At 64.0% G+C, this 21,827-nt stretch carries 31 protein-coding genes and 1 tRNA gene; 11 read left to right on the top strand and 21 right to left on the bottom strand.

Annotated elements, in window-relative coordinates:
• Nucleotides 1-4 precede the first annotated feature (4 nt).
• The 6 genes from iolC (at nucleotide 5) to B5V46_RS17295 (ending at nucleotide 7,787) form a co-directional block, all read left to right on the top strand.
• Entirely contained in the window at nucleotides 5-1,924 is a 1,920-nt protein-coding gene (gene iolC / locus B5V46_RS17315; RefSeq protein ID WP_080617747.1) for a 5-dehydro-2-deoxygluconokinase, read from the top strand.
• A gap of 800 nt (nucleotides 1,925-2,724) precedes the next feature.
• Nucleotides 2,725-3,072 (top strand): tyrosine-type recombinase/integrase, encoded by a 348-nt coding sequence (locus B5V46_RS17310; RefSeq protein ID WP_080617746.1) that lies wholly within the window; start codon nucleotides 2,725-2,727, stop codon nucleotides 3,070-3,072.
• Between the two features lie 650 nt (nucleotides 3,073-3,722).
• Entirely contained in the window at nucleotides 3,723-4,256 is a 534-nt protein-coding gene (locus B5V46_RS17305; RefSeq protein ID WP_196774287.1) for a contractile injection system protein, VgrG/Pvc8 family, read from the top strand.
• Between the two features lie 15 nt (nucleotides 4,257-4,271).
• Nucleotides 4,272-5,204: a DUF4123 domain-containing protein gene (locus B5V46_RS17300; protein ID WP_080617744.1), complete on the top strand. Its 933-nt coding sequence runs from the start codon at nucleotides 4,272-4,274 to the stop codon at nucleotides 5,202-5,204.
• Between the two features lie 14 nt (nucleotides 5,205-5,218).
• On the top strand, nucleotides 5,219-6,868 hold the full coding sequence (locus B5V46_RS20020; protein ID WP_155774116.1) for a hypothetical protein: 1,650 nt from the start codon (nucleotides 5,219-5,221) through the stop codon (nucleotides 6,866-6,868).
• Nucleotides 6,855-7,787 (top strand): hypothetical protein, encoded by a 933-nt coding sequence (locus B5V46_RS17295; protein ID WP_080617743.1) that lies wholly within the window; start codon nucleotides 6,855-6,857, stop codon nucleotides 7,785-7,787. The genes B5V46_RS20020 and B5V46_RS17295 overlap by 14 nt, the downstream gene beginning before the upstream one ends.
• Before the next feature lie 100 nt (nucleotides 7,788-7,887).
• Here the strand turns inward: B5V46_RS17295 and B5V46_RS17290 are convergent, their stop codons facing one another.
• The 9 genes from B5V46_RS17290 to B5V46_RS17250 all read right to left on the bottom strand — a co-directional run bounded on the left by B5V46_RS17290 (nucleotide 7,888) and on the right by B5V46_RS17250 (nucleotide 12,569).
• Complete coding sequence (locus B5V46_RS17290) at nucleotides 7,888-8,214, bottom strand: bacteriophage spanin2 family protein (protein ID WP_080617742.1); 327 nt, start codon at nucleotides 8,212-8,214, stop codon at nucleotides 7,888-7,890.
• Nucleotides 8,211-8,720 carry a lysozyme gene (locus B5V46_RS17285; RefSeq protein ID WP_080617741.1) on the bottom strand — a complete coding sequence of 170 codons (510 nt, stop codon included), beginning with the start codon at nucleotides 8,718-8,720 and terminating at the stop codon, nucleotides 8,211-8,213. The genes B5V46_RS17290 and B5V46_RS17285 overlap by 4 nt, the downstream gene beginning before the upstream one ends.
• Nucleotides 8,721-8,724: 4 nt before the next feature.
• Nucleotides 8,725-8,937 (bottom strand): hypothetical protein, encoded by a 213-nt coding sequence (locus tag B5V46_RS17280; RefSeq protein WP_080617740.1) that lies wholly within the window; start codon nucleotides 8,935-8,937, stop codon nucleotides 8,725-8,727.
• A gap of 24 nt (nucleotides 8,938-8,961) precedes the next feature.
• On the bottom strand, nucleotides 8,962-9,249 hold the full coding sequence (locus B5V46_RS17275) for a hypothetical protein (protein ID WP_080617739.1): 288 nt from the start codon (nucleotides 9,247-9,249) through the stop codon (nucleotides 8,962-8,964).
• A 22-nt stretch (nucleotides 9,250-9,271) separates the two neighbouring features.
• A complete protein-coding gene (locus tag B5V46_RS17270; RefSeq protein WP_155774114.1) occupies nucleotides 9,272-9,625 on the bottom strand; it encodes a hypothetical protein in 354 nt (117 codons plus the stop codon).
• A 184-nt stretch (nucleotides 9,626-9,809) separates the two neighbouring features.
• On the bottom strand, nucleotides 9,810-11,165 hold the full coding sequence (locus B5V46_RS17265) for a hypothetical protein (RefSeq protein WP_155774113.1): 1,356 nt from the start codon (nucleotides 11,163-11,165) through the stop codon (nucleotides 9,810-9,812).
• Between the two features lie 51 nt (nucleotides 11,166-11,216).
• On the bottom strand, nucleotides 11,217-11,567 hold the full coding sequence (locus tag B5V46_RS17260) for a hypothetical protein (protein WP_080614703.1): 351 nt from the start codon (nucleotides 11,565-11,567) through the stop codon (nucleotides 11,217-11,219).
• Nucleotides 11,567-12,424, bottom strand: coding sequence for a phage regulatory protein/antirepressor Ant (locus tag B5V46_RS17255; protein ID WP_080617736.1), 858 nt, complete (start codon nucleotides 12,422-12,424; stop codon nucleotides 11,567-11,569). The genes B5V46_RS17260 and B5V46_RS17255 overlap by 1 nt, the downstream gene beginning before the upstream one ends.
• A complete protein-coding gene (locus B5V46_RS17250) occupies nucleotides 12,411-12,569 on the bottom strand; it encodes an Arc family DNA-binding protein (protein ID WP_080617735.1) in 159 nt (52 codons plus the stop codon). Before B5V46_RS17250 ends, B5V46_RS17255 begins: the two co-directional genes overlap by 14 nt.
• A gap of 78 nt (nucleotides 12,570-12,647) precedes the next feature.
• Here B5V46_RS17250 and B5V46_RS17245 point away from each other — a divergent pair, with 78 nt between their 5' ends.
• The 4 genes from B5V46_RS17245 (at nucleotide 12,648) to B5V46_RS17230 (ending at nucleotide 14,364) form a co-directional block, all read left to right on the top strand.
• On the top strand, nucleotides 12,648-13,013 hold the full coding sequence (locus B5V46_RS17245; RefSeq protein ID WP_080617734.1) for an Arc family DNA-binding protein: 366 nt from the start codon (nucleotides 12,648-12,650) through the stop codon (nucleotides 13,011-13,013).
• A gap of 211 nt (nucleotides 13,014-13,224) precedes the next feature.
• Entirely contained in the window at nucleotides 13,225-13,521 is a 297-nt protein-coding gene (locus B5V46_RS17240) for a type II toxin-antitoxin system HigB family toxin (protein ID WP_080617733.1), read from the top strand.
• Nucleotides 13,521-13,901 carry a type II toxin-antitoxin system HigA family antitoxin gene (locus tag B5V46_RS17235; protein WP_080617732.1) on the top strand — a complete coding sequence of 127 codons (381 nt, stop codon included), beginning with the start codon at nucleotides 13,521-13,523 and terminating at the stop codon, nucleotides 13,899-13,901. The genes B5V46_RS17240 and B5V46_RS17235 overlap by 1 nt, the downstream gene beginning before the upstream one ends.
• A 280-nt stretch (nucleotides 13,902-14,181) precedes the next feature.
• Entirely contained in the window at nucleotides 14,182-14,364 is a 183-nt protein-coding gene (locus B5V46_RS17230) for a hypothetical protein (RefSeq protein WP_080617731.1), read from the top strand.
• Between the two features lie 3 nt (nucleotides 14,365-14,367).
• Here B5V46_RS17230 and B5V46_RS17225 read toward each other — a convergent pair whose 3' ends face one another.
• Genes B5V46_RS17225 through B5V46_RS20295 form a run of 10 tightly spaced genes read right to left on the bottom strand, consistent with a single transcriptional unit; the run spans nucleotide 14,368 to nucleotide 19,209 of the window.
• A complete protein-coding gene (locus B5V46_RS17225; protein WP_196774285.1) occupies nucleotides 14,368-16,311 on the bottom strand; it encodes a phage tail length tape measure family protein in 1,944 nt (647 codons plus the stop codon).
• A complete protein-coding gene (locus tag B5V46_RS17220; protein WP_080614698.1) occupies nucleotides 16,308-16,514 on the bottom strand; it encodes a hypothetical protein in 207 nt (68 codons plus the stop codon). The genes B5V46_RS17225 and B5V46_RS17220 overlap by 4 nt, the downstream gene beginning before the upstream one ends.
• Nucleotides 16,511-16,894, bottom strand: coding sequence for a hypothetical protein (locus tag B5V46_RS17215; protein ID WP_080614697.1), 384 nt, complete (start codon nucleotides 16,892-16,894; stop codon nucleotides 16,511-16,513). Before B5V46_RS17215 ends, B5V46_RS17220 begins: the two co-directional genes overlap by 4 nt.
• Nucleotides 16,891-17,292, bottom strand: coding sequence for a phage tail tube protein (locus tag B5V46_RS17210; RefSeq protein ID WP_080614696.1), 402 nt, complete (start codon nucleotides 17,290-17,292; stop codon nucleotides 16,891-16,893). The genes B5V46_RS17215 and B5V46_RS17210 overlap by 4 nt, the downstream gene beginning before the upstream one ends.
• Nucleotides 17,293-17,298: 6 nt before the next feature.
• On the bottom strand, nucleotides 17,299-17,700 hold the full coding sequence (locus tag B5V46_RS17205; RefSeq protein WP_080617729.1) for a DUF3168 domain-containing protein: 402 nt from the start codon (nucleotides 17,698-17,700) through the stop codon (nucleotides 17,299-17,301).
• Between the two features lies 1 nt (nucleotide 17,701).
• Complete coding sequence (locus tag B5V46_RS20015; protein ID WP_155774112.1) at nucleotides 17,702-17,854, bottom strand: hypothetical protein; 153 nt, start codon at nucleotides 17,852-17,854, stop codon at nucleotides 17,702-17,704.
• The gene (locus B5V46_RS17200) at nucleotides 17,851-18,240 is read right to left on the bottom strand and encodes a hypothetical protein (RefSeq protein ID WP_155774111.1); all 390 of its coding nucleotides are present in this window, start codon (nucleotides 18,238-18,240) and stop codon (nucleotides 17,851-17,853) included. The genes B5V46_RS20015 and B5V46_RS17200 overlap by 4 nt, the downstream gene beginning before the upstream one ends.
• Entirely contained in the window at nucleotides 18,237-18,587 is a 351-nt protein-coding gene (locus B5V46_RS17195) for a phage head closure protein (protein WP_080617727.1), read from the bottom strand. The genes B5V46_RS17200 and B5V46_RS17195 overlap by 4 nt, the downstream gene beginning before the upstream one ends.
• On the bottom strand, nucleotides 18,572-19,054 hold the full coding sequence (locus B5V46_RS17190) for a head-tail connector protein (protein ID WP_080617726.1): 483 nt from the start codon (nucleotides 19,052-19,054) through the stop codon (nucleotides 18,572-18,574). The genes B5V46_RS17195 and B5V46_RS17190 overlap by 16 nt, the downstream gene beginning before the upstream one ends.
• Nucleotides 19,051-19,209: a hypothetical protein gene (locus B5V46_RS20295; protein WP_196774284.1), complete on the bottom strand. Its 159-nt coding sequence runs from the start codon at nucleotides 19,207-19,209 to the stop codon at nucleotides 19,051-19,053. The genes B5V46_RS17190 and B5V46_RS20295 overlap by 4 nt, the downstream gene beginning before the upstream one ends.
• A gap of 41 nt (nucleotides 19,210-19,250) precedes the next feature.
• Between B5V46_RS20295 and B5V46_RS17185 the strand changes: the two genes are divergently transcribed.
• On the top strand, nucleotides 19,251-19,799 hold the full coding sequence (locus B5V46_RS17185) for a hypothetical protein (protein ID WP_155774110.1): 549 nt from the start codon (nucleotides 19,251-19,253) through the stop codon (nucleotides 19,797-19,799).
• Nucleotides 19,800-19,862: 63 nt separating this feature from the next.
• Here the strand turns inward: B5V46_RS17185 and B5V46_RS17180 are convergent.
• Nucleotides 19,863-19,939: transfer RNA gene (locus B5V46_RS17180), tRNA-Pro, on the bottom strand.
• A 762-nt stretch (nucleotides 19,940-20,701) separates the two neighbouring features.
• Nucleotides 20,702-21,805 (bottom strand): 3-isopropylmalate dehydrogenase, encoded by a 1,104-nt coding sequence (gene leuB / locus B5V46_RS17175; protein WP_080617724.1) that lies wholly within the window; start codon nucleotides 21,803-21,805, stop codon nucleotides 20,702-20,704.
• Nucleotides 21,806-21,827: the final 22 nt, after the last annotated feature.

The raw sequence follows: 21,827 nt of genomic DNA, 5'->3' as shown, positions 1-21,827 counted from the left end.
TCCCATGTCCAGTCAGCCCTCTCCGATCTACGACATCATCACCATTGGCCGGACCTGTGCGGATCTTTATGCCGACCAGGTCGGCTGCAGCATGGAAGACGCCCGGAGCTTCTCGAAATATGTGGGCGGCTGCCCGACCAATATCGCGATCGGCGGGGCCCGGCTGGGGCTGAAGACCGCGCTTCTGAGCCGGGTCGGCAATGACCAGATGGGTCGCTTCGTGCGCGAGACGCTCGAGGCCGAGGGGGTCGAGACGCGCGGCCTTGCGACCGACCCCGAGCGGCTGACGGCGCTGGCCTTTCTGGGCCTTGAGGACGACCGCAACTTCCCGCTGCTCTTCGTGCGCACCGATTGCGCCGATGCGGCGCTGACCGAGGCCGATATCGACCCCGATTTCATCCGCTCGGCCGCTGCCATCGTCGTCACCGGAACGCATTTCTCGAAGCCCCATCTCGAGGCCGCCTCGTTCAAGGCGATGCGGATCGCGCGCGAGGCCGGGCGCAAGGTGGTCTTCGACATCGATTACCGCCCCAATCTCTGGGGGCTGCTGGGCGCGGGCGACGGCGATATCCGCTTTGTCGCCGATGCGGCGGTGACGGCACGGGTCCAGACCATCCTGCCCGGCTGCGATGTGGTCGTGGGCACCGATGACGAGGTGCGCATCGCCGGAGGTTCGACCGATACCCGCGAGGCGCTGGTCAATATCCGCAAGCTCACGGCGGCGATGATCGTGCTCAAGACCGGGCCGAAGGGCTGCCTCGTCTTCCCCGATGCCATTCCCGAGGATCTCGAGGAGGGCATCTCCTCGCAGGGCTTCCCGGTCGAGGTCTTCAACGTGCTGGGGGCCGGAGACGGCTTCATGGCGGGCTTCCTGCGCGGCTATGTGCGCGGTCTGGCCCTTGAGGAATGTTGCCGCATCGCCAATGCCTGCGGTGCCTTCGCGGTGTCGCGGCATGGCTGCGCGCCCGCCTATCCCAGCTGGGAGGAGCTGCAGTTCTTCCTCGAGCGCGGCGTCGTCAACCCGCGGCTGCGCGAGGATGCCGATCTGGAACATGTCCACTGGGCGACCACGCGGCGCGGCCACTGGGACAATGTCTGCGCCTTCGCCATCGACCATCGCGTCCAGCTCGAGGACATGGCCGCGCAATGCGGCGCCGATCCGGCGCGGATCGCCCGGCTCAAGGATCTCGCGCTCGATGCGATTCTGGCCGCGCGTCGCCCGGACATCATGCTCGGCACCCTGCTCGACAGCACCCATGGTCGGCAGGCCCTGTTCCGGGCCGAAAAGGAAGCCGTCTGGATCGGCCGCCCGGTCGAGCTGCCCGGCTCGCGCCCGCTGAAATTCGAGGGCGCGCCCTCGCTTGGCGCCGAGGTCGCCTCCTGGCCCCGCGATCACGTCATCAAATGCCTCGTCTTCTACAATCCCGACGACCCCGAGGCCCTGCGCCGGACCCAGCTCGACCAGCTGCACCGGCTGGCCTCGGCCGCGCGGCTCAGCCGCCACGAATATCTGATCGAGGTGATCGGCACGGCCGAAGGCAAGCGCGGCGAGACCGCCACCGCCGAGGCGATGCAGCAGATCTATGACGAGGGCATCCGCCCCGACTGGTGGAAGCTGCCCGACCAGAGCGCGGCCGGATGGGCCGGGGTCAGCGCGGTGATCGAGCGCAATGACCGCTGGTGCCGGGGCGTGCTGCTCCTGGGCCTGGATGCCCCGGCCGATGTCCTGACCCAGAGCATCGCCCGTGCCGCAGCCTGCAGCCATGTGCGCGGTTTCGCGGTCGGCCGCACCATCTTCGGCGCCGCGGCCCGGGCGTGGCTGGCGGGCGAGATCGACGATGACGTCGCGAAGGCGCGGATGCAAAGCCGTTTCGAGGAGCTCATCGACTGCTGGCAGGCTGCGCGTCAGGCGAAGGCCGCCTGAGCCCCAGGCCCTGGACCCTGAGCCCTGGGCAAAGGCGGCAACCGGGCCCCGCGGATCGGACAGGGACAGCGAGCCATGCGCTGCTTTTGGTCATCGGGATGAATGATGCCCTTTCTCCGCCCGGAGCGCCGTTCCGGTTGGGGGGGGCGCGCGGGACTGCGAAAGGGAATCCATTTTCGGATCGCGGCCTTCGCCTCTGATCCTGCCTGCCCGGCCTGCAGCCAGATGCCTCCCAATGTCGGGGCGGCGGGTTGAAAAATGCTCCGGGGGACAATCCCTTGCCTCCATCGCGATGCCGAGGCTGGATCGGCGCAACCCGCCGGTCCGCGCTTTGACGGAGACCTTCCCTCCCACCGCGCAGGAAATGCAAGCGGAAGGCGCAATATAACCGCGGGCTCCACCGCAAGGATACCCGGATCGGCACCCGTTTCGCCGCCCTCAGGGATCGGCTTTCCCGGCAACGCGGCGCGACCGTTGCGGCGGTCCAGTCCCATTTGCAGCCTGCCTTGCCGCGACCGTCATCCTCTGACCGTCAAGATGAGCTCTGGCCCTGGAGGTCACGCCCGGGGTCTCTTGCAACGCCTGCTGTCGTGGAGGGCCCCGCGCGATCGCTGGCTGACGCGTGCCGAGGCAGCACGGCTGCTGCGGGCGGCGAGGAACCATCCGAAATCCCGGCACCTCGCACCCTTCATCCTCGTGGCGCTCTATACCGGCACCAGGAAAGAGGCGATCTCGCGCCCCACACCGCCGGAGGCTGGATCGATACCGAGCGGGGCGTTCTCTACCGCAAGGCCGAGGACATGCGGGAGACGAAGAAGAGGCGCCCGCCCGTTCGGATGCCTCGGAAGCTGCTCGCCCATGCGTGGCGGTGGAAACGAAACAGGGAGTGGGTCGTCGAGTATGAGGGGCCTCGCGTCGGGTCGATCAAGACCGCCTGGCGTCGGGCCATCCGCGAGGCCGATCTGCCCGGAGTGACGCCCCACACTCTCAAGCACACCGCGGTCACATGGGCGATGCACAAGGGCGTCCCGCTCGCGGATGCTGCGGGCTTCTTCGGGACCACCGTCGCAACGCTCGAATCGGTATACCTGCACCACCACCCGAGCTTCCAGGAAGCCACAGCAAAGGCTCTGGATGGCTGGAAATGAGGGGGTTTCTTTGCAGCGGGAATTTTCGTGAAACTCTAAGCCGCTGATTTTATTGGTCGGAGTGAGAGGATTCGAACCTCCGGCCCCTGCCTCCCGAAGACAGCACCAAGCACGATGTTCGTGCTGTTCCCCCTATTTGATCCGCTTTTTACCCTGTTCCGCGCGGTTTCGTTGCCGGAGTTTCTTTGCGCAATCTTTGCGGCTCGCACTGCAGGGTGACGCATGATGGCTGATGCTTTCCCCACAGCCGCTGCCACTTGGTCTGCACCGATGACGGCCTTGAGGTCCTGGTCCCGATGTGCTCCGGATCCACAATAGGCAACCCTGGCGCCTGCGCCTGTGGAGCGCCAGAAAACCGAATCCAAGCGGCCAGACCTAGGAGGCTAAGCGGCAGATCTGGCGCGGCTCGGGACGCCGGAAATCTCTCCCTTATGGCTTCTGCGGACGAGCTCGACACCTGATCTTGCCAAGGCTCAGTCTGGTCCCCTCATCAGCCTCGCCACTCTGCCAATCGGCATGATGCTGCCGGTGGGGCTGAGCCCTTCAGCGCAAGCAGCTGCGTGGGGTTGCCAGCAGAGGACCTACCTCACTACCTTGGCGGGAATTCGAGAGGGTATTTCATGAGTGGCTTCTTTCGTCGGGACGCCCGCATGGGCCGGAGTCCCACGGTGCTGGGGCAGGACGTTCTGGTGCTGCGCCGGTTTGAAGGCACCGACCATCTGAACGCGCTGTTCGACTGTTCCGCCGATTGTCTGGCCGCCCCGACCGCTGTCGATTTCGACCGGCTGATTGGCCCCCATGCCACCATTACCCCCACCACCCGCGAGGGAGAGCGGCCCTTCGATGGCGTCGTCACCGAGGCCCGCTGGCTGGGCTCGGGCGATAATGGCCATCGCTACCGGCTGCGTCCTAGGGCTTTCCTTGCGAGCCTCCGCCGTAACCAGCTGATCTTCAGCAACAAGACCGTGGTCGAGATCCTCACCGAGCTGCTGTCGGCCTCTGCCCATGCGGGCGCGCCGCGGACGAACGCGGCCAGGACCACAGCTTCGAGGCCGAGGGAGATATCGCGACGCTCGGGGCGGGCAGCCGGGCGGTGCTGGAGGGAGATCCGGTGCCGGGAACCGGCGGCGAGGACCCGTGCCTCAGCGCGCGGCATTCCGACCCGGCCGCCAATTCCCGCTTAAAGACGAAGTATAATCATGGCCGGTGTAACGATAAGTCAGATTTTATCATCCAAAGACTCTCCCGCATGGCTTGTTCTGGATGGGGTGAATTGTCCCGATCTCCCGCAGTTTCTTGAGGGAACCGAGCACTGTTGCTTTTATCGCGAAACGGGTCAGAAGCAGCCCCTCCATGCCCCGTGGATGATCCAGATGGATGACAGAATCTCCGAGATGGCGTCTTTCCTGCCAAACGATACGCATTGGGGATTCATCTTCACATCTCACTGGCCAATGCGAGATTTGCGCGCACATTTTCGACGCTACACGATGCTGAAGACTCCGCAGAATGAGGCTCCGGTTTATTTCCGTTTCTATGATCCTCGCGTGTTGTTCGATCTTGGTCATGCGCTTGAGGCAGATAAACTCCGGATGTTCATGCGCCCGTTCGGCAGGCTTGCAATTCCGTTGTCACCTCTTCTCGGTGAAAGATGCGGGCTCTCGCCCTTGGCCCATCATGATTCTTTCCGATCAAAATTTTTGACGCTCCCTACCCCGCCAGAAGAGCCGCCCGGAAAGGGTTCTCAGAGCTTTCAGATCGGAATGGTTGAGTATCGGCGCTTTGAGAATCTGCAAGCCAGAAGAGCCGAACGAAAACTGGCGCGTGAGTTGCATTTCACTGCCAGACACAGGTCAGACGCCGAAATTCTTGACATCGCAGCGGAGGCTGCTTCGCGCGCCGAAAGATATGGCCTGACGTCCGTGCGTCAAATTAGGCTGTTCGCGAAATGCATGCTGAAATTCGGCCCCACCTTCGACGAAACTCATCCGGGAGCGCGAGAGGTTTTGACGCGAAGGCGAGTCTCGGTTCGTGAAACATTTATCGCTTTGCAAAACTGGTACACGACTGCAGGCGACAAACCATTTCCCGCAGACGCCTCCCAGGACTTGGACATTTGGAATCGATTGTAAGGAGTGCGCGTTTCATGAAATATTATGTTCCGACAATAGATGATATTGAAGCGCTGGTCGGTGCGCATCCTGGCAAATTCTCTTCCCCCCTGCAAACCATGCGGTCGATTGCCAATGCCCGTGCCCAGGGGGAAACGGTCAGCCAAATTACGGCGCAAAATCAGTATCAGGATTATCTGTCCAACGGCGGCGAGCCGATGAGTTCGGATGGCGCCATTCCGCCAGCTGAAGCGGTGCACGATCAGCCCCAAGGCAAAGCGGGATGCGATTGTGCGGCGGCTATGCCTTGCTGCGTGAACTCGATAACGCTTGGCTGCTCGCATAGCGACGCGCGCCTCACCCTACCTCAGGAGGAAAAGGCGAATGGGCAAACGAATTGCAAGCTCGTGCTTGTTGCAGACCAAGGTGGCTCCTCTGGATACGATCTATTGAAGGTGACACTCGACAGGACGCCCCATGGCGACTGCATCATGCCAAAGCAGATGCCGAAATCGCTGATCAAAATGGAAGGTGGTGAGACCGAAGAGAAGACCGCAGAAGACTATGAAATCAAGCTTGCCTACCCCGGAGATACAGATCTGGGCCAGACGGACATTGAAAGATTTGTCAACGCCACGAAGTACACGCTACTGGGGGATCTGGAGAAGATTGGAACAAACTATTCACTGAAGCTCGACACCTGCAGTGGCGAGACAACGTTCAACAGCGTGCTTCAAGTTTATCCCAGACTCGAGTGGACGGCTGCAAGTTTTGGATACGAGATCAAAGGCACCTACTACACGGACTTTACCTTTGTTCCTAGCGTTGCCCTGACAGGAAAACTCGACGGTACCTTCGGGGCAACGACCTTTTCCATCGAGGGTGAGGGAGAGAGCAAAACCGATCCGGAAAACCATTCCCGATCCCTCGTTCCGTTTCTCGACAAAACGCTCTCCAAACTTCAAGGCTTGACTGGTGAGGGGGCGAGAACCAGCGAAAATTCCACACATTCTTCGATCTCCGTGTTCCACAAGGTCGATCTTGGCACCAGCAAATTCAAACTGGTCGAGCATCCCTCCGACCCGACTGCGGTTGGAATCGACGCGAATGTCACAATGGGCTTTGCTCCTCTGATCGGTATTGAAGCCAAGCTCGATATTATTGATGCACTTTTGACTGCAGCCAACGGTGTGGCTCCCGGATTTGCTGAAGCTCTTCGCAAAGCGCGAGAGGTGACGGCAAAAGGTATCGGAGAAAGGGATAGCAACGCTCACCTTTCTGCACATGCGGCTGTCACCTTAACTATCACTGGCACTCTGGGAGATGCCAACGTGGTTATATCCCGCAAAGTCAATGAAACGAGATGGTCGGGCAAGGGAGAGGTGTCTGGATCTCTCGAGATTTCGATCGCTGCTATCGTGAAGGCGGAAGGAAAAGCCTACATTGTGGAGAGTACCTTTTCCGCATCAGGACGCGCAAGATCAAAGATCACAGCGGCACTACAAACAATAAATTCACCACAAAGCGATAAGAAGTTGAATGCAAAAGTTGGATGGAATGGAATTAAGGTTAACGTTGCTGCAGAGGTGAAGGTTCGTGGCTTCGGAATCGTCAATATGAGCACACAGGGGAAAAAGGAAGTCCCAATACGAAAAGAAGAGGTGTTCTACGATGCGGATTTTTAAACTGGTTTTGACGATAAGCTTGATGATGTCAGGGAGCACAATGATGGCAAATGAACTCGCCCCTTCGGAGACAGCTCTTGGGATTGATCTGAATCTGAGCGCCGCCATGCTCGATTTCAGGGTGAATGATGTCCCGATCTTGGATCCGCAGACTCCTCTGAGCACCGACGCTCAGATCACAACGCAGCTGACATTGAATGAGGCCTTCACCAAAGGTCAAAATACCATATCTTTCTCTTTGAAATTCAAGCCGAACTCGGAGTGGACGCCAAGTCTTCATCTTCGGCTGCATTCCTGGCCAGCCGGAACCTTGCCCGAGCTGTTTCAGGGATCGGATTTTGTGTTCGATGTAACCGTAGCTGCTTCGCAGAATGATCCGGACAAGGTCGAGATTACCCAAATGACAGGCACGGGGCAGCCCACGGCCACAATCTCCAATATACACCAGACGGCTGGCGACGGCACAACCGATAGCTGGAACACGTGGACGGTGACAGCAAACGTGATGATCAACTTCCCGCAGGACGCATGGCAGTCCGCGCAGATTCTTGAGCTCACGCCCGAACTTCGAAGAGAACTTTCTGGCGAATATATGAAGGTGCACTCCGCCCTTTCACAAGGAGAGCGCGCCGCCAGAATGGCTCTGGCCCCCTATATCCATCGTCTTGCTGGGGGCGTTGGTGCCAGCGACGACGAATATTATGCCTCCGGGTATGAGGCGTTGCTTTCCGGGGAAGCCGGGTTCACGCTCCGTCCGTTCGATGCCGATGAAAGCACCGTGCAACTCTATGGTCACGGCCGCCTTGCTGCTCTGTTGCCTCTTCCAATCCGGTATTGGAATTCCGAAGCCGAGCAAGAAGCAAGCCTGTTCCTCTATTTCTGGAAGGACCAGACGGGGCAGTGGCAAATCATTCATTGAAGGCTTTGTGCTCGTTTTGATCAGGGACGCAATGTGATTGATCGCTCACGCAACTTTCCTGTTCCGCCATTTGGCGTTGCACAGACTGAGGTCATAAGGCTCAGTGTTTTCTTCTGACCGCTTCGCCGATCCGCCGCCCGATCTCGCCTGGCGAGGGGGCGATCCATCCGATCAGGGCGAGGAGGACGATCCAGGGCGGGATCTCGTTGACGATGACGGTGTCGACGCGCTCGGCGCGGAGGCGGTTTTCGGACTGCTCCTGGCGGATCTCGCGGGCGCGCGGCCGCACGATGGACGGCGCGTTCTCGACCTTCTGCCCTTGCACGTTTTCGGCCCCGGCCTGGACATTGGCGGCGACGTTGGGACCGAGCGGGACCGGCAGCCCGCCGCATCCGGCCAGCAGCAGCGCCGCGAGGAGCGGCCTCATGCGCCGTCCCAGCGAAACGGGGCATCGGCCGGAACGCCGTCGAGCCCCTCATGGCAGAGCTGCCGGGCCTTGTTGCGGCGGATCAGAAGGCCGCGAATGCCCTTGCCCCCGGCAAAGCGCCAGCGCGGAAGCTCGTCGCAGGCGCCGCGCAGGTCGCCCGCATTGAGCTTGCGGATCAGGGTCGAGCGCCCGGCCGCGCCGAGGCCCACGTTATAGGCCCAGTCGAGGATCGCGACATAGCTCCGGTCGGGGATGCGGGCCTCGACGGGAGCCGCGATCAGCCGGTCGAGCCCGGCCTCGAACCCGGCGAGCCGCCCGCCGAACATCGCCCGGCACTCGGCGGGCGTGTAGCTGTCGCCGAGCGCCACATCGCGGGTCTCGCCGAAGCAGACGGTCGGCACGCCGACGATGTCGAGATAGGTCTCCGTCTTCAGGCCCTCATTGCCGCCGATGAAGCTCAGCGCGAGGGCGGTGGCGGCGGCGCCGCGCTTGAGGATCCTGCGCATGGGCTCACTCCATCCTCTGGGCGATCAGGCGGGCGGCGAAGGCGGCCGCGGTGACCAGCGCCGAGAGCCCGGCGAAGAACCCGCGCGGGATCCCCAGCGCATCGGGCGAGGCCAGCGAGAGCCCGGCCTCGAGCCCTGACAGCAGGCCCGCGAGCAGGATGAGACGGATCGACCAGGCACGCCGGATCAGCGCGCGCCAATGGGGCACGAGGTGCATGGGGAAACTCCTGTGGCTGGGGGCTCAGCGCGGGACGCGCTGCAGGACGGTCTTGATGTCGGCACGAAGCTCGCGCAGCAGCGCGTTGGTCTCCGCGCGGTCGCGCTGGCGGGCGGTGAGATCTTCGGCGCGCTGCCGCTGCCAGCGGGCCTCGAGGGCGCGGATCTCCTCGGCGAGCCGGGCGGTCTCGCGCTCGAGCGCAGCGGTATTGGTGCGGGCGCGCGCCTCGAGCCGGACCGACCAGACGGCCAGCCCGAGCAGCGAGAGCATCACCCCCCACCAGTCCCGGATCTGCGTGGTCAGCTCCTGCATGGCGGGCTCCTTCCTGGGCGGCTCAGAAGTCGGCCGCGGGCGCCCGGCGGCTCCGGGCTGTGCAGGGGCTGAGGGCGATGCCGATCATGGTCATGGCCAATCTCCGGGCATGAAAAAACCCGCCGAAGCGGGGGGATCGAGACGTGGGGCCGGTAGGCGTTCTTTCGGCTTTTGTCATGCCGTCTTGTACCCGCAAACTTTCTGCATGATGAGTCTGGTGGAAGAGGGTGACGGTCACGCCGCCGGTGACGCCCAGAGGCTTTTCGCCGTCGCGGATCGAGCCCACGTTGATCTTGCTCGACCGGACCGAGACCGAGCGCAACATCGGAAACGGGTTGGTCGCGACATGCTCGCCCGTCCGTTCGTAAAGCGGCACCAGCGCCTGCGTCGGCTTGACGAAACGCCAGGCGATCGAGCCGTCGCCGCGGTAATGTTCGCGGTCGAGGCAGGTGCCCCAGCAATTGTAGCAGCGCGGGCCATCGGCCAGCGTCGCCCTGCAAGGCGCGACCCCGAACCGCTCGGCGCAACGCGGCTGTCAGAGCTCGACGATCTGGACCGGTTCACGCAGCGGCATCGGCATGCCCCGTCGCCGTGAAACCGACGCTGGCGAAGTTCCGCACGCCCTGGCGGGCGGGCAGGATCGGATCGTCGACCCAGGCATAGGCGCAGTCGGTCGGATAGCCCTCGGGTCTTGCCGCGATGAAAAACGGCTCGGTTCGCGCGGCCCTGGCGAACGGGTCGAAGGCCTGCCGATACCAGTCCTCGGGCAGGTTCTGCCACTCAAAGGACCCGGAAAGCCCGGCGCGCTGGATGAACCGCCCCATCAGCTGGCCACCCTCGCTGACATGGCTGGTGAGCGTCGCGGTGCGGCTGAGGTCGATCATGCCGAGATCGGTATAGCCCATGCGCGGCATGGGCAGCGCCCGGCCGGTCCCGATGACCCCGATCCGTGCGGGCTCGGATACCGAGACCCGGATGCCATCCGTCTCGACAGGGTCGAAGAGATGCAGGATCGCGCTGTCGTCAGAAGGCAGCAGCCATTCATCGGAGACCGCCCGCCAGTTGGAAGAGGCGGGCGAGGAGGCGGACCTGACATAAGGGGATGGCCCCAGACGCCATTCGGCCTGCGCCCCGAAGAGGCCGATGGCCTCTCCCGTGCCAGGGTAGGACAATTCGCTATTCGGCCCCCGGATCAGGAGTCTGATGCCCGCGAACCCGGTGGCCTGCGCCTCGGCGCTCATGCTCACCCGGAACCAGCCAGTGTCCCCGACGGCAACCGAGCTTGTCGCCGCAGCCCCGGCAGCCGACGCAATCGCCCCGTCGCCACCAACATTGACGATGGCCTGATCGGGATACGCCGCTCCTTCCATCGACATGCGAAGCCTCCGGCCATTGGCGTTCGGCTTCACGTAGATCGAGAAGGTATACATCCTCCCCTCGACGGCCTGAAAGTCGATGCCGGTCAGGTGCGCGCCATCCGTCTCGTCTTCCACAAGCCAACGCGCGTCCATCGAGCCGTCCGGGGCGAGGGTCGGAACCAGCTCTGCCCTGAGGAGTACCGGCCAGAGCTGGATTTCCTGGGAATGCAGAAGCAGGTTCCCATGGGCATTCGGAGACTTGTACTCGATCCGCGCATGAGAGCCGGCCGTTCCGAGGTTGTGCGCCGCGATCCCGATGGAGTCGATCAGCCTGCTCACCCCGTACTCGATACGCCATGACGCGGGGACGGTCTCAGGCTTCCACCAGCTATTGGTCTCGACGGTGTCGGCCAGCTCGGCTTCGAAGCCCTCCGCCTCGCTGGTCGCGGAAACTGTACCGGTCAGCCGGTCCCAAAGGATGCGGGCATGGGTCATCGGATAGGGCGACGCCGCCGCGTGCCCGGGCGTGTAGCTCACTGCCACTCTGGTACTCTCCATGAAAAAGGCCCCCTCGCTATGAGGGGGCCGTGTGGTCATTCTGTCGTTCTCTCAGGCCGCAGCAGAGGCCATGAAGTCCCTGAGATTGCGGAACATCACGCGATCCGCGCCGAAGTATTCGCCGCCAACAAGCTCGTCCTCGATAGCGAAGTCGAGTTGGGCGGCGGCGCCAGCCATGGAAACCGGCCGCGCTGCCATGATCCGCGTGCGGAAATGGTCTTCTTTTGCCTCGGCCGCTTCGAATTCATGTTCCAGCCTGGCATCTTCCGCCGCGTGGATGGCCTTCCGGGCGCGCCGCCATTCTTCCAGCAGGCCAACAAGCGGATCAGCCGGGGCGGCACCCGCTGCCAGAGCCGGGACAGAGGCCAGAGGCGCGGCGGTGAGAAAGGTGCGACGATCCATCACTGCACCTCCTTCGCGACGCCGGGGATCAGCTTTGCGAGGCGCGAGAGGCCCTTCGGCGTCACCCGGACCTGTTCCGTGATCTTCTCGGACCCGTCCGCGCGCAGGACCGTCGTCGTCTTGTGTTCCAGCAGTCCCATATTGCATTTCGACTGGTAGCCCAACCAACTGGCCGCGCCCGGCCGCTTGTAGAGCCAGCCGTTCTCCGAAAGCCACGCGAACAGGTCTTTCGGGCGCACCCCGAGGGCCTTCGCTGCCTCCGTCACGTTCAGCGATCCATCCGCCTTGGTCAGCCGCTCGTGCGCCTCGACATCCCAGCGCATCGCATCGGCCTGCGCTTCCGCAGCCACCGCGCGCTGTTCCGCCTCGATCCGCTTGCTGGCGTGTTCGGTGAGGAGGTGGACCAGGACCACCGGGTCGGACAGGTCCGGCAAGGCGTGGCGCTGCTCCTCCAGCTGCTCAAGCCGCTTGACCACCCGATAGCGCAGATCGGCCCGGTAGCCGTTGATCAGCGTGACGGTCAGGTCCTTCGGCAGGCGGTATTCCTTGAGGCTCCGCCCGGTGCGGTCGGTGTAGTTGGACAGGAAATCACTCGCCCCAAATCTGGGGTCAGCAATATCTTGTAGCATCTTCTCGATGTCACGCAAAACGTGGTCGTGGCGCTTCTCCGACAGCTCCGCGATCTCACGCGACGACATGGTGACCTCTGCGCCAGCCGTCAGGGCCGCGAGGGGCTGGTTGATTTCCGGGTGGGCGTGGTTCATATTCATGGGGAAACTCCCTTCGTAGTGGTTGGGGTTCATTGAGACCGTCGGGGTGGCCGCCCCGGCGGTCTTTCCGTTCTCAAGCCTCTGCATGGTCCTTCTCCATCGCTTCCTTCAGCAGGCGGACGATCAGGTTGTTCATCGAACGCCCTTCCATCCGCGCCTTCATCTTCACCCACATCTTCAGGTCGTCAGGCATCCGAAGACCGAAGGGGGGCCGTTGGCGTTCATTCTTCATGCGCTCACCTCTTCTAATAGAAGTTAACTTCTAATAGAAGGCATTGCCTGTCAAGCGGCAACTCTACAAATAGCAGTCATGACCGACTCGACGCCCAAACAAGAGCCACCCTATGGCCTGCGGATGCCGCCGGACCTCAAGGCGCGTGTGAAGGCCTCGGCCGAGGCGAACAACCGTTCGATGAACGCGGAAATCGTGTCGACTCTGGAGGAGAAGTACCCAGCTCCGATAGATCCAAGATTCAAACGGCTTATAGAGTTGGTCAACGCCGTGAATGAAGCCTTCGCCAATGAGACAGACAGAGAGAACCCATCTGCCAGGACCATCGAAGCGGTGCAGAAGTTTGTGGACGCAACCGAGATATTCGACTTGGACGATATTGATGTCCAAGTGACAGAAGGCGGCGAGGCGCAATTGAGGTTCCGCTTGAAGAAGGATCAGTAGGCACGTCGCAAAGTGATCGTCAGTGCTCCGTGAGGGGCGCCGGGTTACGGGAGAGCTTTCCTCCATTTCTGCAGTGCTTCACCTGTTGCGCACGGACTGCGGCGCCGCGATCCGCCCTGACCGGACATAAAGATCCCATTTCGGGAACAAATCTCTTGACCTCCCCGGCCGCTTCCCGTACGTTCCCAATACGGGAATTAATGCGTGAGCCATGCAAATCATCGCGAAATCGACGCTGCGGACTTTCTGGCAAAAGGAGCCGCGCGCCGAAGTGCCGTTGAAGGCGTGGCATGCCGTTGTGTCGCGGGCGGACTGGACCGGTCCTGCCGATGTGAAGGCCGCGTTCGGGACCACGGTCGATTTCGTGGGCGACAACCGCGTGATCTTCGATATCGGCGGCAACAAGTACCGCCTGATCGTCCACGTCGCCTACCCGTTTCGCCGGGTGCTGATCAAATTCGTCGGCACCCACAAGGACTATGACAAGATCAATCCGGAGACGATCTGATGGACGTTCGACCGATCCGCACCGAAGCCGACCACGAATGGGCACTCTCCGAGATTGCCCGCTATTTCGAAGATCAGCCCGAGCCCGGCACGCCCGAGGCCGACCGCTTCGATGTTCTCGCCGATCTGATCGAAGCCTACGAGGACCGCAACTTCCCCATCGAGCCGCTGGAGCCCATCGACCTGCTCAAGGCCCATATGGAAACGACCGGGCGCACCCAGGCCGACCTTGCGAACCTGTTCGGCTCGCGCCCCCGGGCATCCGAGGTGCTGAACCGCAAGCGGTCCCTGACCGTCGACATGATCCACAAGCTGAGCAGCGAGTGGTACATTCCGGCGGACTGCCTGGTGCGGCCATATCACCTCATGGCGGCCGAGTGACGCAAACGCAGCGAAGGGCCTGAAATCATGACCACCCCGGAAGCCCTTGCGTTCCTCATGATGCCCGCCGCCGGACTGATCATCGGCGCGATCATGCTCTATGTGGTCCGCCACTCGAAATAGCGCCAAGCTCGCCTCTAACAGTTCTGCGGCGCTTCGCCCGTTGCGGTGCCGTCACTGCGCTGACAGGCTGCCGGTGTTGACACAATCGGAGCCATTCATGCGCCTTGTTATCCTCGCCCTGCCTGTCACTCTCGCCGCCTGCGTTGCATCGCAACCCATGGTCAGCGATTACAACGGCCACATGGTCAAGGTCGTGAGCCACCCCTATGCGCTCGGGGACAAATACAAACAGAGCCCGATCTACACCGTCGCAAAGGAAACCTGCGGCAAGGAAGCGGTCTATCAGGGCGTGCGTCAGATCAACGAGTATCAGGGCGAACACGTCTTCCTGTGCCGCTAGCCGTCAGCGCGCGGCGCCCTGCCAGTCGAGATTGAGGCGATAGCCGTCGCCGAAGGCCTCGTTCAGTGCCTTGACCAGCGCCTCGCCGCTCTGGCGGCCGATCACGTCGCCCTGCACATTGATGGTGGCGGTGCGCTGGGGCGCCGGGGCCGCCGCCTGGGCTGCGGCCCCGGCCGAGGCGGCCCCGCTGGCGCCAGAGGCCGATTTCGACCCGCTCTTGATCGCCGAGACGAAGCTCATGCCCGTCGCAATCACTTTCGCGGCGGCGGCGATGTTCTCCGGGAAGGGCAGCTTCAAGGCCTCGGCCGCGCCGACATAGGTGCTGATCAGCGCCTGCGCGGCGCCGAAGATCCGGGAGATCTTCACCATCTTGTCGCCGCCGGTGGCGAAGGCAGACGCCATGTCGCCAAGGAAGGCCTCGGTCATCTGCAGCCCGTTGCCATAACGATAGGCGTCGATCTGGGCCATCCGGTCCTGGTGCTGCTGCCGGGTCTGCTCGATCAACGCATCATATTCCTGTTGATCAATAAGCTCCTGCTGGCGTGCTTGCAGAAGCGTCTCCCGTTGGCGGTCATAGCTCGCGATCTGCATTTCCTCTTGCGTCATCAGCGATTGCCGCAGGGCGTCAAGTTCAGTCTGCGTCCTGTTCGCGCCGCCGCCGCCCGATTTGGGGGGCGTGCCCCACTCGACGCCGCCGATGCCGGTCGGGGCTGCACGCGGTCTGCTTGTTCGGCTCACGCCGGGCTGGATCGGGTTGTTGGCCGAGTCGAGGTTCTGCTTGGCTTCCGCCTCAAGCCGCTTCTTTGCGACCTCGGCAAGCGCCTGCGCCAGGGCTTTGGCTTCCGCGATGGCGCCAGAAAGCCAGCCCGCCTGAGGGGCAGAGGCGGCCAGCTGTCGCATCGCGCCCTCCGCGCGGACCAACTGCTTGAACACCTCGTCGGTCTCAAGCTTCGTGCCCTCCATCAGCGACAGGATGCGGGCCATGGAATTGGCCTGGTCCTCGAAGGTCTTGGCTGCCGCCAGCTGGTCGAACGCGATGACCAACTGCTGGGCCTTGCCGAGCGTCAGGCCGAACTTCTCGTCCAGCGTCTCGATCGGCGAGAACTGGTACTCGGCGCGTCTCACCAGATCCGAGATCCGGGAGAGCTGGTCCGCGAAGCCCTTTGCCGCCGCATCGGCATCGCGCACGGCATCGGCGATCGCCACCTGTTTCTGACGCTCGATCAGCGTCAGGATCTCGGCATTGACCTCGCCATACTTCGCCTTCAGGTCGACCAGTCCTTTCGCGGAATAGATGCGCGTCACCGCGTCGAGCGCGGCGACCGAGCTTTCAAGGTCGTCCAGCACCTCGGAGAACTTGCGGCCATCCTTCGTGGCGCTGGTGAGCGCGATCGACAGAAGTGGCAGCCCGACCGCCGCCAGCGTGCCGACGACAGCTCCGACCGGCCCGAACATCGAGGCGATCTGCGAGCCCTGGGCAGCGAAGACCGTGGAGGCCTTCGCCCCCATCTGCAGCTGCACCGCGATGTCCTGCACCTGATACCCCATGTTCTGGATGCGGTACCTGGTCTGGCTGGACATGTTCCCCAGCGCCCCAAGGGCACCTCCGGTCGCCGCAGCCTGTTTCTCGCCTTTCAGATAGGCCTTCTCGGCCAGGCCGAGGGTCCGGTTATATTCGGTCTGGGAAATGACCCCGTGCTTCAGCGCCTTGTCCAGCTGGGCAAGCGCGCTCTCGTAGCGCTTGCTGCCGGCATAGAGCGGGTCGAGTGACTTGCGCAGGCGATCGATGCTCCTTTCCTGCTGTCGATAGGCACGCTCGATCGCCCGGGCGGACTTCTCGGCATCATTCTTGAACTTGCCCACCAGCCCGACCGCCTCGGCGATACTGGCCTTGAGCGAACCGGCCTCGCCGCTGATGATCGCCTCGACTGCCGCAACTTTCGTCATGTCCGCCCGCCTCGCTTCACCCGCTCGATCTCCTCGGCGGTCCATTTCACGCGAGGGCCGCCCGCAGCGGCACGGCTCTCGCGGATCTTCGCATCGGCCTCGGCCCACCACTCGGCCGGGCTCATGGCCCAGAATTCAGAGGGCTGAACGCCCCAGTCGCGGGCCGCCTGATAGGCCTGCCTCTCGAAGGCGGCCCAGGTCACTCCCCCGCGGGGGCATCCTCTCCGGGCGCGCTTTCCTCGGTCTGCGGGATGCAGAGCAGGTTGATGTAATCGCGCGCGACCGCCGCCGCCGCGAAGAACCCGGCGTCGAAGACAATCTCCTCGATCGCGGCCTGATCGCGCCTGTCGTCCGCCGCCCGGGCGCCGATCAGCAGGATCGGGGCGATATTGGCGACGGTGAAGCGGAACTTCGGCTCGCGCTCGACGCCCTGGCTTTCCAGCATCGCCGTCACCGCAATCTCGCGCGCGATCAGCAGCGGGTCCGCGATCTTCTGCCCGATCTCGGCCGCCGCCCTGAAGGTCGCAGCCAGTTCGATCTCTTCCCCGGCCAGCCGGGCCGTCATGCTGCGCTTCATCGTCATGCCCCCGCCGGCGTGTAGACGGGAATGCCGCTCGACATCATGGTCGCGCTGAACTCGAACGCGCCATCGGTATTGCCGGTGATTTCCAGCTGGCTGAGGAACATGGTGATCTCGACCTTCCCGCCGGTCGGCAGGTTGATGGTGACGGGCGGGGTCTCGTAGGGCGCGCCCGCGAGGCAGGCAGCGATCAGCGTCTCGTCGCCGGTGATGCCCTCGACCGACCATTCGGACGAGATCACGCCCGGTTCGGGAAGGAAGGTCTGGAAGCCCTGATCGTCGTCCGAGGTGATGTCGATCCCCTCGCGCGAGAAGCTGGCGGTCTTGTTCTTCACGCCCTTGATGATGGTGCCGTCCCACTCGATGGTGAGCTGACGGCCGGAAAAGCCTGCGGTTGCCATGGGGCCTCACTCCTTGTGCATGATGATCCGGTAGCGCTGCACGCCATGCCGGGTTTTGCCGTCGGGGCCGACGGAAACGGTGGAAAACTCGCGCAGGCAATCGAGCAGCTTGAAGCCTGGCGCGGTCAGGGCGGCCCGGTGCAGACGCCCGAAGGCCTCGCCCATCAGCGCCTTGACCTGCTTGTTGCCGGGCACGCGGGACCAGAAATGGATGGTGATCGTCGCCTGGGCCCCGATCACGTCGTCTGCCTCGTCCGCGACAAGGGTGTCGTCGCCGATCACCACATAGGGGAAATCGCTGTCGGGCAGTCCTTCCGGCAAGGGGGGCGGGGTGTCCTCGACCGGGCAGGACATCGCGCCGTCGAGCGCGGCGAAGATGGCGGTCTGTGCCGCCGTCTCGAAGCCCATCTCAGCCCGCCATATACTTCAGGCAGGCGCCGATGATCAGGACGGTTTGCGCATAGCTCAGAGCCAGGCGGATGCCGAGGCCGATCCGCCGCCCGAGGCGCCGTTCGGGGCTTTCCATCCGGCGCAGCATCGCGTCTCTCTGATTGGGGATCATCCGATCTTCTCCTGCAGTTTCGCGGCCAGCGTCTGTTCGGCTTTGGCGGTGGCCTCTTCGAAGCTCGGCACCAGCCATGGCCGCGCCTCCATGCTTTCGGTGCCGAATTCGAGGTGATAGCCGTGGATCTCGTCCGACCCGACGCGGGACTGGCGGGGCTCGTGGGTCGCTGTGACCGACTCCGCCAGCCGTCCGCTTTGCTGGTGGGGATAGGACCCGGCCGGCGCCGACCCGGCGGCGGCCTTCATCTCGCGCCTGGCGATCTCGGCGGTATCCTCGGCCAGCTCGCGCGCCGTTTCCCGCAGCGCATCCTCGCCATCGGCCAGCAGATCGCGCAGCATGTCCTGCAGGGCCTCGAAGCCCCTCAGCTCGACCTTCACTTTCACGACACGCCCTCGGAAATCCCGATCTCGATGAAGCGCTCGCGGCCGCCATAGGGCAGAGCGCTGTCGATATTGTAGGTCCGGCCGCGCCAGACCAGCCGGTCGGCGGGGGTGCAGAAGGGCTGGCCCGCAGCGTCGCCCTGCCAGTGGATACGGACCTTCATCCGCGCTTCGGGCGAGACCCGCATCGCCTCCCATTTCTCGGTGCCGCGCACGGGCAGGATCTGCGCCCAGACCGTGGTGATGGGTGCCCAGGTCTCGGTGGCGCCGCCCATGCCGTCCGGGGCGCGGGACACGCGCTCGATGGTGACGCGCTGGTCGAGTGCGGTCACCGTCAGACCGCGCGCCATCTGAGCGCCTCCATCATCGCGCCGAAGGCCGGTGACAGGTCGGAGCCGTCATAGAGATGCGCGATGTAAAGCTTGACCGCGACCTCGGCCGCGCGGAGCTGCGCGGCGGGCAGCCCGCAAGTGTAGCGCAGCGTCACAGCCTCCACCGGCTCGGCCAGCGTCACCAGGGGGCCGAGGGCGGTCGTCTCGACGCGGACCGCGCCCCCGGCCGAGGCCGTGATCTCGGACACATCGGGCATCGCCAGCAGATAGGGGCCCGGCCCGACATGGGTTTCCTGCCAGATCTGAGGCATGATCGCCCGGCCGAGCACCCCGCGCCAGCCGTCGAGATGGGCCGTCGCGGCCAGGACCAGCCCCTCGATCATCGCATCCTGATCGGCATGGTCGATCCGCAGATGCGCCTTGGCCTCCTCCAGTGAGACCACCGGCACCGCGGGCGGCGTCACCAGAACCGGGATCGCCCTCATTTATCGGCCGTCTTCCGGGTGCGGCGCCCCTCGTCCAGGGCGCCAGCTTCGCGCGCGGCCTGCTCGAGAGCGGCAGGGCATTGCTCGCCCGCGGGGATCTCGCGCGGATAGATCTCGCCGGGCGGTGCGGCGAACAGCGGCTTCGTCAGTTTCATGGCATCCTCCGGTCGGCTCATGAAAGGGGCGGTTGAACGACATGACCCCGACCTCCCCGAAGGAGGGCGCGAACCCGCGCGCCGTGATCGGCGGGAATGCTCCGCCCGACCCGCTGGACGAGGCGCTGGCCCCCTATGGCGATTTCATCACCGAGGCCGAGGGCTGGCTTGACGGAACGCAGGTCACGACCGCGGCCCAGATGAAGGCGGTCGATGATCTGGCGAAGGAGATCAAGGCAGCCGAGAAGGCCGTCAGCACGGCCCGGGACGCGGCCACGAAGCCGCTCCATGCGGCATGGCAGGCCGAGATCAAGCGCTGGAAACCGACGCTGGAAGACCTCGACCGGATCAAGAAAGGGCTCGCCGCTCTGGTGAGCGCCTTCAAGGTCATCCGCGATGCCGATCTGCCCGATGTCACGCCTCACACCCTCAAGCATACGGCGGTGACATGGGCGATGCACAAGGGCGTCCCGCTGGCGGATGCTGCGGGCTTTTTCGGCACGACCGTCGCCACGCTCGAATCGGTATACCTGCACCATCACCCGAGCTTCCAGGAAGCTACCGCGAAGGCCCTGGACGGCTGGAAATGAGGGGTTTATTTGCAGTTTCTTTGCAGGGCGAGATTTCGGAAATCTACAAGCCGCTGATTTTATTGGTCGGAGTGAGAGGATTCGAACCTCCGGCCCCTGCCTCCCGAAGACAGTGCTCTACCAGGCTGAGCTACACTCCGACCGCGTGACGGGGGACTTAACGCGGTCCGCAGACTTTGGCAAGAGCTCATTCCGGGGTCTCTTCGAGAGGCAGAAGCACCGGGGCCGGAGCGAGCCAGGCGCGGTCGGTGGCATCTGACGCGGCCAGGGTCGTGAAGACCCGCATGCGGCCTTTGCCCTGGAGCCCGACCGCGCCATCGCCCGGCGGGGAGCACCGGGATTGTCTGGAATAAAAGGGCGCCGCGCAGTCCGGCGAGGCGCGCCCAAGGCGAGCGCATGGGGCTGTCACTACCGCGCTCGGGATGCGAATGACTGTCCGTCAGGTTCGGTCCGCCCCCGGCCCGGGCAGCGGTGGGGTGCACCGGTCGTTTAGGGCTGCGCCGGGGCCGAGGCGGGAAGGGGCCGGTGTCGGTCAGGGAGGCGTTGCGAAGCCCCGGTCGGCCAGCAGGATGTCCGGCATCGATGCGGCGGGGCGTGGCGCCATCCGGCCCTTGCGAAGAGGAGGCCCTCACCCTGACCGATGAGGAGAGGCATGATCCAGCAAGCCGCATTGCGCCGTAGAAGACCAGGATCTCTGTCGCATTTTCATGGATGCGGAGGCGCGTCGGCAGGTCACTCCAGCGGACACAGATCGCGAACCGTCAGCGCGATTCCCGCCCTGGGGCGGGCGAGGCTGGGGAGACGTCGCGCAGGAAGCCGCGATGCCCGCCCTGCGCCCGCATTTGCGGCGCCCGGGGCGGCGGGGCAGGGCGCGCGCAAGCAGGCGCGCGCCCCGTGTCGGGTCAGAGGCTCGCGTCAAGCGCGGCGAGGATCGCGTCGCCCATCTGAGAGGTCGAGACAGGGGTGCCGCCCTCGGACTGCATCAGGTCGGCGGTGCGGACGCCATCGGCCAGCACCTTCTCGACCGCCTTTTCCAGACGGGTTGCCTCGGCGCCCTGATCGAAGGAATAGCGCAGCGCCATGGCAAAGCTCAGGATGCAGGCGATGGGGTTGGCCTTGCCCTGGCCCGCGATGTCGGGGGCCGAGCCGTGAACGGGTTCGTACATCGCCTTGGGCCGGCCGTTCTCCATCGGCGCGCCGAGGCTTGCCGAGGGCAGCATCCCGAGCGAGCCGGTCAGCATCGCGGCCACGTCCGACAAAAGGTCGCCGAAGAGGTTGTCGGTCAGGATCACGTCGAACTGCTTCGGCCAGCGGCAGAGCTGCATGCCGCCGGCATCGGCATACATGTGGCTCAGTTCCACGTCGGGATAGCTTTCGTCATGGACCTTCTGGACGACCTCGCGCCAGAGGATGCCCGATTCCATCACATTGGCCTTCTCCATCGAGCAGACCTTGTTGCCGCGCTTCTTCGCCAGCTCGAAGGCCGAGCGCGCCACGCGGTCGATCTCGGCTTCGGTATAGCGCTGGGTGTTCAGGCCGACGCGCTGGCCGCCTTCCTCGATGATGCCGCGCGGCTCGCCGAAATAGATGCCCGAGGTCAGCTCGCGCACGATCATGATGTTGAGGCCCGAGACCACGTCGCGTTTCAGCGACGAGAAATCGGCCAGCGCATCGAAGCATTGCGCCGGGCGCAGGTTGGCGAAGAGATCCATCTCCTTCCGGAGCCGCAGCAGGCCGCGCTCGGGCTTCAGGCTGAAATCGAGATTGTCGTATTGCGGGCCGCCGACGGCGCCCAGCAGGACCGCGTCGACCTCTTGCGCCTTGGCCATGGTGGCGTCCGACAGCGGCATGCCATGGGCGTCATAGGCCGCGCCGCCCACCAGATCCTCGGTCACGTCGAAGCTGAGACCGCGCTTGTCCCCGAACCAGTCGATGATCCGGGTGACCTCGGCCATCACCTCGGGGCCGATGCCGTCGCCGGGCAGGATCAGAAGGGTGTTGCTCATGAGCGGATGTCCTTGTCTTGAA

The organism is Rhodovulum sp. MB263 (assembly GCF_002073975.1).
In the GTDB taxonomy this organism is placed as follows: Bacteria; Pseudomonadota; Alphaproteobacteria; order Rhodobacterales; family Rhodobacteraceae; genus Rhodovulum.
The sequence above is the reverse complement of the archived record's forward strand: the minus strand, read 5'-3'. Positions and strand labels throughout refer to the sequence as shown.